The organism is Myxococcus guangdongensis, assembly GCF_024198255.1.
Taxonomy (GTDB): Bacteria; Myxococcota; Myxococcia; order Myxococcales; family Myxococcaceae; genus Myxococcus; species Myxococcus guangdongensis.
This window is the reverse complement of the sequence record NZ_JAJVKW010000035.1, coordinates 1-10,532: the sequence shown is the minus strand read 5'-3', so window position 1 is coordinate 10,532 and position 10,532 is coordinate 1. Positions and strand designations below refer to the sequence as shown.

At 65.6% G+C, this 10,532-nt stretch carries 8 protein-coding genes; 5 read left to right on the top strand and 3 right to left on the bottom strand.

All coding sequences use genetic code 11. The features are described from left to right. The first annotated feature begins 281 nt into the window (after positions 1-281). On the top strand, positions 282-1,124 hold the full coding sequence (locus LXT21_RS44500; RefSeq protein ID WP_254044358.1) for a KilA-N domain-containing protein: 843 nt from the start codon (positions 282-284) through the stop codon (positions 1,122-1,124). A gap of 108 nt (positions 1,125-1,232) precedes the next feature. Beyond that, complete coding sequence (locus LXT21_RS44495; RefSeq protein WP_254044357.1) at positions 1,233-2,738, top strand: hypothetical protein; 1,506 nt, start codon at positions 1,233-1,235, stop codon at positions 2,736-2,738. Between the two features lie 21 nt (positions 2,739-2,759). Here LXT21_RS44495 and LXT21_RS44490 read toward each other — a convergent pair whose 3' ends face one another. Then, positions 2,760-3,017 (bottom strand): hypothetical protein, encoded by a 258-nt coding sequence (locus LXT21_RS44490; RefSeq protein ID WP_254044356.1) that lies wholly within the window; start codon positions 3,015-3,017, stop codon positions 2,760-2,762. Positions 3,018-3,287: 270 nt separating this feature from the next. On the opposite strand from LXT21_RS44490, the gene LXT21_RS44485 reads away from it, so the two are divergent. After that, entirely contained in the window at positions 3,288-3,944 is a 657-nt protein-coding gene (locus tag LXT21_RS44485; protein WP_254044355.1) for a CC0125/CC1285 family lipoprotein, read from the top strand. Positions 3,945-4,139: 195 nt separating this feature from the next. Next, positions 4,140-4,679: a hypothetical protein gene (locus LXT21_RS44480; protein WP_254044354.1), complete on the top strand. Its 540-nt coding sequence runs from the start codon at positions 4,140-4,142 to the stop codon at positions 4,677-4,679. An 871-nt stretch (positions 4,680-5,550) separates the two neighbouring features. Here LXT21_RS44480 and LXT21_RS44475 read toward each other — a convergent pair. Continuing rightward, positions 5,551-9,489, bottom strand: a complete 3,939-nt coding sequence (locus LXT21_RS44475) for a phage tail tape measure protein (RefSeq protein ID WP_254044353.1) — start codon at positions 9,487-9,489, stop codon at positions 5,551-5,553. Positions 9,490-9,583: 94 nt separating this feature from the next. Between LXT21_RS44475 and LXT21_RS44470 the strand changes: the two genes are divergently transcribed. Beyond that, positions 9,584-10,030, top strand: coding sequence for a hypothetical protein (locus LXT21_RS44470; RefSeq protein WP_254044352.1), 447 nt, complete (start codon positions 9,584-9,586; stop codon positions 10,028-10,030). 23 nt (positions 10,031-10,053) lie between these two features. On the opposite strand, the gene LXT21_RS44465 is transcribed toward LXT21_RS44470, so the two are convergent. Then, positions 10,054-10,335: a phage tail assembly chaperone gene (locus tag LXT21_RS44465; protein WP_254044351.1), complete on the bottom strand. Its 282-nt coding sequence runs from the start codon at positions 10,333-10,335 to the stop codon at positions 10,054-10,056. Between the last annotated feature and the right edge of the window lie 197 nt (positions 10,336-10,532).

Here is a 10,532-nt window from a genome sequence, read left to right as displayed (position 1 = left end):
AGCCACAGCTTCACGCTCTTCATGGTGAGTCCCCTGTCGTGAGGGTGTGCGAGCGTGAGGACGACCGGGCCGGGGGGCATTGTGCGTCAAGCAGCCGCCGGTGCCAATTCGTCGTTCCGCGTCGGCATCCGGACGCCGTCCCCGCCCGGCCACAAGCTTCCTCCCAGGCCCCGTGCAGGCCACACCACAAGACGCCCACGACTCCCCCCTCCCGTCGTGAGGCGCTGCCCCTTCCCCGGAGTGCACGGCTCCGGGGAGGGGGTGCCTTTCCCGAGGTCAACGTGTCCTGCCCATCCCAACAGCTCACCATTGGCGACGTCGTCGTCCAGCAGGACGCCCACGGCCGCTACAGCCTCAACGACCTGCACAGGGCGGCCGGCGGTGAGCCGCGCCACCAGCCCTCGAACTTCCTCCGCAACGAGTCCACCCGGGGGCTCATCACCGAGCTGACCCGTTCCTCAGATTCGATGAACGGCCCGGTGGAGAGCGTCCGCGGGGGCACCGCCCAGGGCACCTTCGTCAGCCGTCCCCTCGTGTACGCCTACGCCATGTGGGTGAGCCCGGCATTCCACCTGCGCGTCATCGAGGTCTTCGATGCGGTGGCGCGCGGGTTGCCGGTGCCCGGGGCGGCGCCCTCCTTCGCGGTGCCGAAGTCGCTGCCCGAGGCCCTCCGGCTCGCGGCCGACTTGGCCGAGGCGAACGAGCGCCAGGCCGCGCAGCTCGTCGAGCAGCAGCGCCAGCTCGAGGCCCAGTCGCCCGCGGTGAAGCTGGCCGACGACTTCCTCTCCACCACGCGCCTGATGAGCCTCATGGACACGGCCCGGCACCTGCGGTTGCCCATCCGCGACTTCTTCCGGTGGTTGGAGCGGGACGGGGTGTGCTTCCGCAAGGACTCTGACGGCCCCTGGGTGCCCTATGCGTCCTTCATCCGGGACGGCCGTCTCGTGTACCAGGTGCGCGTGCTGCGCCAGCCCAAGCCCGGCCAGGACGAGCCGCACACTCGCCCACAGACGTTGGTGACGCCCGCTGGGGTGGCATGGTTCGCGAAGAGGTACGGGCACCTCGCGGTGCCCCGCCCTCCCGAGCAGGTGCCGCTGCTGCCGGCGGACGCCGGGACTGCCTGAAGGCAGCGGGCCCATCTGCCGAGAAGGCGACGCTGCCCCCGAGGGCGAGGGCCCCCCCTGTCCCGTCGCGGTATCCATGCTCGGCAACAGCGCGAGGAGCACAGGGGCATGCGAATCACTGCTGGAGCTGTCGCAGCCATAGTGGCATTCGGGCTGGGCTGTCAGGAAGGCGCCGAGCGGAGCCGCCCCGAGGCAAGGCCGGACGGAGGCACGCCGCCTCGCGGGCACCACGTCGTCGTGGTTGACGAGTCACCCGCGGCGAAGGAGCTCCAAGCAGTCAGCGAAGTGGAGCGACGAGGAGGCAGCATCACCATTACCAACCGCGACGGGACGACGAGTCGCATCGTCTCCCGGGTGGAGGACGGTGGTGCGCGCTTCGTCGAATACTACAACGGGGACAGCACCCGTCCGGCTCTCACGACACGAAGCGAGGGAGACAGCACCACGCACTGGGGCGACTACGACGAGGACTCCCGGACGGACTACCTCTATGACCTCTCGTTCGATGGCGGAGTCATGGTGCAGCTGTGGCTCGAAGACACGAATCGAGACGGCGAGTTCGACCAGCGCCGGACCCAGATAGGGTCCCGTCGCGACATCAGAATCATCCAAGAGCGGATGACATCACTGGATGGGGGCGGGCGGCGTTGGCTGGTGGAGTCGGACGAAGAGTCACCAGCCATACAGCCGCACCCCGAAGAGGAGCGGGAGTCCCACTGGAGCGCTGGCACTCGTTGCGACAGCATGGCCGGCTTCCCCGCGGACTTGACGTCGACGACGTCGGTGGAGTCGATGCCCGCCGTCAATATCGTCACCGGGACTTCGCCTGGGGCCTGCACCAGTGAGCAGACGGCGAAGCTCCTCGAGGCGCTCAAGCAGATACCGGGCTCAACCAAATGCCTGGTGGCGACCAACAGCACGCTCGGGACAATGGTGCAGTCCGCGCTGGCCTCCGGCATCAAGACTTTCATCGGGTGTGGGGGGCAGTGCCCCGGCATCCGCGCCGCAACCGACCCTGGGCCTCCCTCCAGAGTGGATGAACTGCGCTCTGGCCCCTACAGGATGAACCTCGCGCCCTACGTCGTCGCTGGCCAGGGACTCGAACGGACGCTCTTCCACGAACTGCTGCACTGGAGCACGGGCCTGCACCACGGGAAGGGAGACAACGGGACGGACCAGGTGTGGTCGTGCTCCCGCTTCTGCAGCCGGTGCACCACCGCTGGGTTCGGGGGTGGAGACCCAGCTGCCGACTGCGCCCGGTGCGCGGCGGGAGACAAGAAGCTGTCGTGCGGGTGGAAGCTGGTTGAGACGGGCATGGGGAGCTGCGAGGACTTCCTTGATTGGCTTGGCCGTGGCTGGATTGACCCGTCACTGACCCAGTGCCGCCTGACGGACACCGTCTACGCGCGCTGCAACACGTGCAAAGTCGCGCACTGGTCCTACTGCGACGAAACGAAGATTCCGGTGCCCACGGGATACCAGGGGCACAGCACAGGCTACAGGTGCTGCACGGGATGCTACGTCGGCACTCCGGTGCGGGACTGCGCCACCGTCCCGTCGTTGCCCGCCGACAGCACGACGTGCCGGCTCCCCGTCGCATGCGCGACGCCGTAGCCGTCCAGCGTGCGCCGTGCGTCACTCGTCCACCAGGGGCGAGCGAAGCCGCGCGTTCCACGCGCTCACCTCGTTCCACTTCTTCCGCCGGCGGCGCGGCTTCTTCGCAGGCATGGGCGCGGAGCGCTCCTCATGCGCGAGCGGAGGCACCAGCACAGGCTCTTCCGCAGGGGCCACCAGCGGTTGTGCCACCGGAGAAGGGGGCACCACAGGAGGAGCGCCAACCCCGGCGCGGAACAGCCCCAGCACCCACTCCCGGAAGCGCAGCACCGCCAGCATGGACGCGTCTCCCCGGCGGATGGCACGGCCGCAGGCTGACGATGCCATGCCGCGAGCGGAGGACGTCAAGAGGTGGTCGCCCACCCGTGCCGCCACCTCGCAGCTCTTCGCCCTCCCAAGCTGGTGCCGTTGCTGCCAGCCTGATCACAAGCGAGCGCGCCTGGAGGAACTACATTCGACAGCCCGCACCCAGGCTCCCGCAGAGCGGTATGTCCTGACCCCCTGCCTGGGCGTTGACCGGCACGCGCGGAGTGAGGGAGGCTTTCCTGAATGCGTCTCGCGCCATTCATTGCCCTCCTCGCCCTTGCAGGATGTACAACCCCCTACCAGCGGATGGGCTTTGCGGGCGGCTATCGCGACACGGAAGTAGCTCCCGGCGTTATTCGAGTCGAAGTCCGTGGCAACGCGTACACCAGCATTGAAACGCTGGAGCAGTACTTCCACAAACGGGCAGGCGAGATTTGCAGTGGGCGGAAGTACGACTGGCGCATGGACTCGGGCGCGTCGAACGACCCGAGTTCATGGACGGCGCGCCAAGTCGGGCGCTCCGTCACCGTTACCGAGACCCCAGGATTTCGGAAAGGCTGGGTCACAGGCGTCATCGCCTGCGAAGGAAAGCAGCAGGTTGCCAAGACAACCGCGTCCCCCTCACCAGACAAGATGCAGATCCTCGATGTCGCTTCCGGTCGCGTGGCCAATGTTTCGGCGGACATCGCCATGGCAAAAGTGCCTGGGTCCAAACGCTTCGCATTCGTCTCGGATGGAAAAGTGGAGGCACTGACACCAGAGGGGCACCGCGTTCAGGTCTCAACAGACAAATTGGACGCCGCAAAGGCATTGGGCTACCGATTCCTATCGGATGCAGCGCTGGAGAGGACTGACGAAGCGCCTCGTGCGCCTAACCCAAGCGCCGGAGCCGACTTGTAGGCGCCCGCCGCCGCCCAGCTCTCTCGTCTCTCAAGAACAAGAGTGTCCGTTACGAGAAGACGACCCGGACAATTCAGACAGTTACGGCCGGCCAACCTCAACACAACCATAGAGCAGTCAAGCACCACATCCTGTGCCTGACCGCTCTGGGCCGAAACGAACGCCAAGGGTGCCCCCCGTACCCAAGGTGCAGTCATGTCAAACCTGAGAAGAACAGTTCTGTTCGCAACTGGCTGGGCATTGCTGTTGGGCGCATGTGGACCTGCTCTCGAAGGCGAAGCCGGCGACTACGTCGAGGCTCCCGACTCGGCGGCTGCACCCTCGGACGAAGTCGCGCCCGAAGAGGACAACGATGTGTCCCAGGCAACGTACGGAGGGCACATAGGAAGCGCACTGGGCTCTCCGGTAAGAACTTTCAACAGTTGCACCGCCAATAACGAGTGGCGCACGACATGCGGCTCCGGTGCTTCGCCTGACATGTCGTATCACTGGACCGTCCCTGTGACGGGCGACTACACCTTTTCCACCGTGGGCTCTCCGTACGACACTGTGCTCGAGGTCCGACGAAGAGGAGATACAGCCATTGTGCTCGGCTGCAACGATGATCGCGCAGACGGCGTCCTAACGAGCCGCGTCACACTCCGCGGACTCACGAAAGGAATACAACTGCTCATCATCGTGGACGGGTACGGTGGTGAATGCGGCGCGGGGAAGCTGAACATCAACGGCCTCTAGACGGAAGGCTCGTCACCGCCGCCGCGCCGTGAAATTGTAGATGGAGCCGCCGGGCTGCATCTCCTCGAGGAGTGCCTTGCGGATGGCCACGCTCAGCCCGCGGGCCATGCGCTCGGCGTCGGCCCGCCCGAGGACCGCACCTTCGACGCCTCCGACTGTCTATCAGGAGCGTCCATAAACAGAAGGCACCCCGTGCGCACAAGGCAGTGGCGCGCGCCCGACCTCGACCAAATGATAGAGCAACCAAGCACAGCCTCCCATGCTTGGTCGTCCCGCCTCCTCCAGGGGCAAGGGCGCCCATTCCTCATTGGTGCAGATATGTCCATTTCCATCAGAGCGCTTTTGTCACGACTGAGCTGGCTCATCATGCTGAGTGCATGCGACCCAACGCACGACGCCAACATCAATGAGCAGCAAGACCTCTCGGGAACAGAAGAGAACTTCTCCGAATCCGACGCATCTGATGAAGACGGCGAGCTTTCACAGGCTCGGTATGGTGGACACCTCGGGAGTGCACTGGGCGCTCCTTTGGTGACATTCGACAGTTGCTCCGGCAACAATGAGTGGAGAACAACCTGCGGAGCCGGCAACTCGAATGACGTATGGTTTCATTGGACCGCCCCGGTAACGGGAGACTACTACTTCACTACCGCAGCGTCAGGCTACGACACCGTCTTGGAGTTGCGCAGGAGGGGCGACACCTCCCAGGTTCTTGCCTGCAACAGGGGCTCTGCCGAGGGAAGCACGCGGGGCCGATTTCGAGTTAACGGACTCGTGGCGGGTAGGCAATATGTGATCATCGTTGACGGTGAACATGGAGCCTGCGGACAAGGGCATCTCTCTATCGCTGGAAGATAGGATGGCAGAGCCGTTATCGCCGCGTCCGAATTCCGTTGTAGAGCACTCCACCAGGCTGGAGTTGCTCGACCAGTACCTTGAGGACGACGGCGCCGAGCCCGCGGGCCAGCTTCTCGGACTCAGCCCTTCCTCCTGATGACTCCACCGTGGATGTGGCTGAGCCGTCCTGGTGGATGTGGATGTGGAGGGAGATGGGCGCCGTGCCGCTCCCCCCTCCGGCCTGAGGGAGGATGTCCGCCTTGCTGGGCACGTACAGCTTCGGCACCTGGGGAACCTCGGCGCCGAAGTCCAGCTTGCCGACTCCGCCCGCGCCCCCACCCAGCATGCTGCCGAACATGCCGGACAGGTCCGCGCCGCCCACGGTGGACCCGCCCGAGCTCGCGGCCGGCGCCGTCGTCACGCCGATGAGGGCCCCCGTCGCGGTGTCCACCAGGGCCATGAAGGCCTTGTGGGCCAGGAGGCGCGCCAGGTCCTTCAGCATGCTCTCCACCATGTTCCGGAAGCTGAACTGCCCCGTGGTGGCGAAGGTGACGAAGGCCTCCTCCATGTGCTGGGCTGCGGAGGTGACGGCGTCCTGGGCCAGAGAGAAGCCGGTGGAGAGCTGCTCCTGCAGCTTCGCCACCTCCCGCCGGTACGCGGCCGCGCCGATGCGCCCCTCCTGGAAGAGCTTCTCCACGGCCGCCATGCGCTTCTGCGCGTCGGCCAGGGGGTTGAGCTGCTTCTCCAGGTTCTCCAACTCCTTGGCGAGCTGAGCCTCGGCACGGCCCTGCGGCGTCCACAGCTCCCGCGCCTTCGCGAGCTGCGCGTTGTAGTCCTTCAGCTTGAGGCGCCCGGCGTCCAGCTCCTCGCGGAGGAGCCGCTGGGCCTCCACGAAGCGCGTCCCGGACTGGTCCCCCAGCTCGCGGTTGAGCTGCTGGAGATTCTGGAGGCGCTCCTTCTCCGCCTTTTCCACCGCCTTCGTGGCCTCTGCCTCCTTCAGCAGAGCGATGGCCACGTCCGCCTGCTTCTGCTGCTCCTTGGAGAGCGCCTTGTACTCGTCGGTGAGGCTGAGTGCCTCGGCCTTCGACTTCCCGAGAGCGCCCGACTCCTCCTGGATGCGCTCGAGCCACGTCTGCGCCTTCTTCGCCAGTTCGTCCCGAGCCTGGGCCGCCTTCTTCGACGCCTCGGCGTCCTTGAGCTTCGCGATGGCCACGTCGGCGAGCTTCTTCTGCTCCTCCGTCAGCAACATGTACTCGTCCGACTGGTTGAGCGAGCCTGCCTTCGTCTTCCCGATGGCGCGGACGTCCTCCTCCAGCTTCGACAGCCACGCCGCGGCCTTCTTCGCCTCCTCGACCTTCTTCTTGCCGGCATCAATGGTTTCCGAAGCCGACTTCGTAGCTGCGGCCCCCGCGCGACCATGGGCGCCTGCGACCTTGTCGGCCAGCTCAGCCTCCTGCTTGGCGGCAGCTTCCAACGAGAGGAGCGCCTTCTGGATTTCAGCAGCCCGTTGCTGGTGAGCAGCGAGGTCCTTCTCCAAGGGGACGAGCTTCTCTTCGATCTGCCCGGCGAACCGCGGGTCCTTCCGAATTTCGGAGAACGGCTTTCCCTCGCCAGCCCACGTCCAGTTCACCGCAACGATGAGTTTTTGCTTCTTCTTTACTTCGGCAGTCATTCGCTTGATATCTGCCTGGGCTGCCTTCAAATCATCACTCGCGACTGTCCGAACGACTGCGGCGAGTTCAGCAACCGTATCGACTTCGCTAGTCAGAAGGTCTTGATACTTCCCTCCCAGAGCGGCGACCTCTTCCTTCGCAATGGTGAGCCGCTCAAGAGCCTTGACCTGGTTCTCGATTGCCTTCGTCTGACTCATGAGGTCCACCACGATTTGCGAACCTCGCCCTACAGCAGCAGCCGACTCCTGTGCATGTTGCATCGCCTTCTCTCGGGCCTCCTCCGCGGCCCGGCCGAATTCAACGAACGCGGTGACGGCCGCGCCCAGGGCGATGACAACCAGGCCAAGGGGCCCACCCATCGCAGCGAGCGCTGCAGATCCTGCCCGGGTGGCGAACGTCGCACCTTCGATCGCAATTGCCTCACGGACCTTCGCCTGGGCGAGTGTGTTGGATGCGATGGCGGCCCGCGTGTGCGCGACAGTGAACGGCCCTTCGAGAGCAGCAGCAGATTGGAGCAGAGCCTGCCGCTTCTCAAGATGTGCCAGGGCTGCCTTCAGCGCCTCAGCCCGACTCTCGCCCTGCGCACGCTTGTAGCTGGCTTCTGCGAGAACAGCCTCGACGACGGACTCCTTCGCCTTCTTCGCAGCCGCCGCCTTGTCGAGCAGTGCCTTCGTCCACTCCTGTCCCCAGGCGACCGCTCGCGCCGCGCCGAGCACCGCCAGCGCCTGGGCGAGGTAGCGAGCAGCCGTCGTCACCTCCTCGAAGTTCTTCAGCAGCCCATCCATGACGGGGGAGACGGTGTTGAGCAAACTCTCGCCAACCTCCACACGCAGGCCAGCGAAGCGCGCGCGAAGCTGGTCCACCTTCATCTGTGGCGTCTCCGCCATCTTTTTGAAGGCCGCCTCCGTCTTGCCAGCCGACGTTTCCATGTTCTGGAGCGACGTCGCGAAGTCCACCGAGGCCGAGCCCGAGAGCGTCATCACCGGAAGCAGCGCCTCGACGCCGCCAACGAGCGCAGCAAGTAACTCCGTGCTGCCACCCGTCTTGTCCTTCATGTCCTGGAGGAAGCCTGCGAAGCCCTTGGACTTCAGCCCGGCGATGCTGAACTCGATGCCGAGTTCTTTCGCCAGGATGGCGGCTTCGTTGGAAGGCTTGGCCACCTGCGCGAGGATGGCCCGCACACCCTCCATGGCCGTCTCTGTCTTGATGCCGGCCTTGGTGAGCGCTGCGTTCGCAGCCAGCAGTTCCTGGAGCGACACGCCCGTCTGGGACGCAATCGGGGCCACCTTGCCAATGTGCCGGGCGATGGTCTCGATGGACGTCTTGCCGTCTGCGGCTGACACGAACATGGCATCAGCAGCCTGAGTCGCGCTCCGGAGCTGCGTGCCGTAGCTAGCCATGATGGACGTCAGGCCGTCTGCGGCAACGCTCACCTCCGTCACGCCGCCGATGGCCAGCTTGTTGGCAATGGCCAGCATCTCCGTGGCCTTCGCCGCGTCGGCCGCGCCCGCGCTCATGATTTCGTACAGCGCCTTGGCCTGGTCGGTCGGCCCCCGCCCGAACTGGGCGCCCAGTCGCTTCGCGCTCTCCGCAAGCTGGCCCATCATCCCGAGCTGGTTGTCCTCGAGGAGAGTGCTCACCTGAGCCATGGCCGTGGAGAAACCCAGCGCCTCGGTGGTGACGCTCCGCAACGTGGCCCCTACTGCCACCATCCCCATGAGGTTGCCAGCGAGTCCTCCGAGCCCCTTGGAGAGTTGCTCCACGGGTTCCTTAGCGGACTCCGCCGCCTTCGCCACCTCCTGGATGGACTTCGCCGCGCGCGCGTCGTCCTGCATCTTCGACAGCGCCGAGGTGGCCTTGCTCAGCTCGCCCATGAAGCGGGCAATGGAGCTCGTATCCCCGAAGGAGGACGTAAGGCGTCCAGTCGCCACTTCAAGCGCGGCCATCTTCGTGTGGAGAGCGTCAACCGCCTTCGTGTTCCCGGCGGCCTGCTGGAAGCGCTTCGACGCCTCGGTCATCTGGTCCACGTGCTTGACGAGGGTGTCCATCCGCTCAAGCTCCTTCAGCTTGCTGCGCATGACCTCGAAGGCCTTGGAACTGGCCTCCACCTCCTTGTGCATCCGCACGATTTCTCGCTGGAGCTGCGAGGATGCCGCCCCAGCCTTCTCCGTCGCCTGCTCCGTCCTCTCCGATGCCTTTGACAGGTCGTTGAGCCCCTGCACGCCGGCGGCGGTGCCCGAGGTGTCGATGCGAACAGATAGCGTGGCTAGATCGAATCCCTCAGACACAGTGGACTCCATTCATGGCCATTGAAGAGTAGGTGCACGGGGACGTAGACACCTGAATGCGTGACCAGTGGACCTGGGTACTCACCATGTGCTGGTTTCCTGAACCATGCGCGTCCGCCCCGCTTTCGTTGCCCTGCTCCTCATTGCTGCCTGCGCCTGTCGCTCTGACGACGAGAAAAGGCTCGAAGCGGAGCGCGTCGAATCGGTCCGGTCCAGCAACGAGGCCCATGGGAGTCCCGAGCTGCGATGGGATACGGGTGGGAAACACCACACCACCATCATTCGGATTCAGCCCTTCGGTTCGACGAGCCCCGACGAGATTCGGGCCGCCATGCTCCGGGAGATGCCGAACTACGACGCCGGCAAGGAGCAGATGGAGATGGAGGGGTGGACACATGTGGGCTTCCGCGACCGGGACTCGGGCATCGAGATGACGAAGCCTGTGTCCGAGCTGCGTGGCATCGCCGCGGTCGAGGCAGACTGGGCAGCCGCCAAGCGCGCTAAGCAGGAGGAGGAGGAGCGCAAGCAGCAGGCCGCCCCAGCCCAGCAGTAGTCGCCACGACACCTCGCACCTCCTCACTTCGGACTGAGTTCGTCCCTGAAGACGTCATCGAGCTGACGCAGCAGGACCACCTCCGCGGGGGTGGGCTGGTGCCCAGTGAGCCGGGCCCACGCTTCGATGTCCTGGAAGCTGATGGGGGCGATGGAGAAGCCCCCCGCCCCGCGAGCGCCGCTCAGCTCGCAGAACCAGCCCCAGACGTGAGCGAGCGCCTCCGGCAGCGCGTACTCACCCACCAGCGCTGGCGGCGCCTTGCCGGTGGCCTTGGCCACCTGCTCGAGGTGGGCGCGCAGAGACACGCCCCCCTCCCCCTCCGGCTTGCTCAGGTGGAACTGGTGTCGGGCGAAGCCGAGGAGCTGCTCGGCGAGTCCTCGAAAAAACGGGCGCGGTCCGACTGCGCGTCGTCCACCTGGCGGCGCAGCCACGGGTGCTCGGTGTAGAGGCGGTGGGCCGCGTCCGGGGAGAAGGACATGGGCTTGCCGCCCTCGACGAGGCC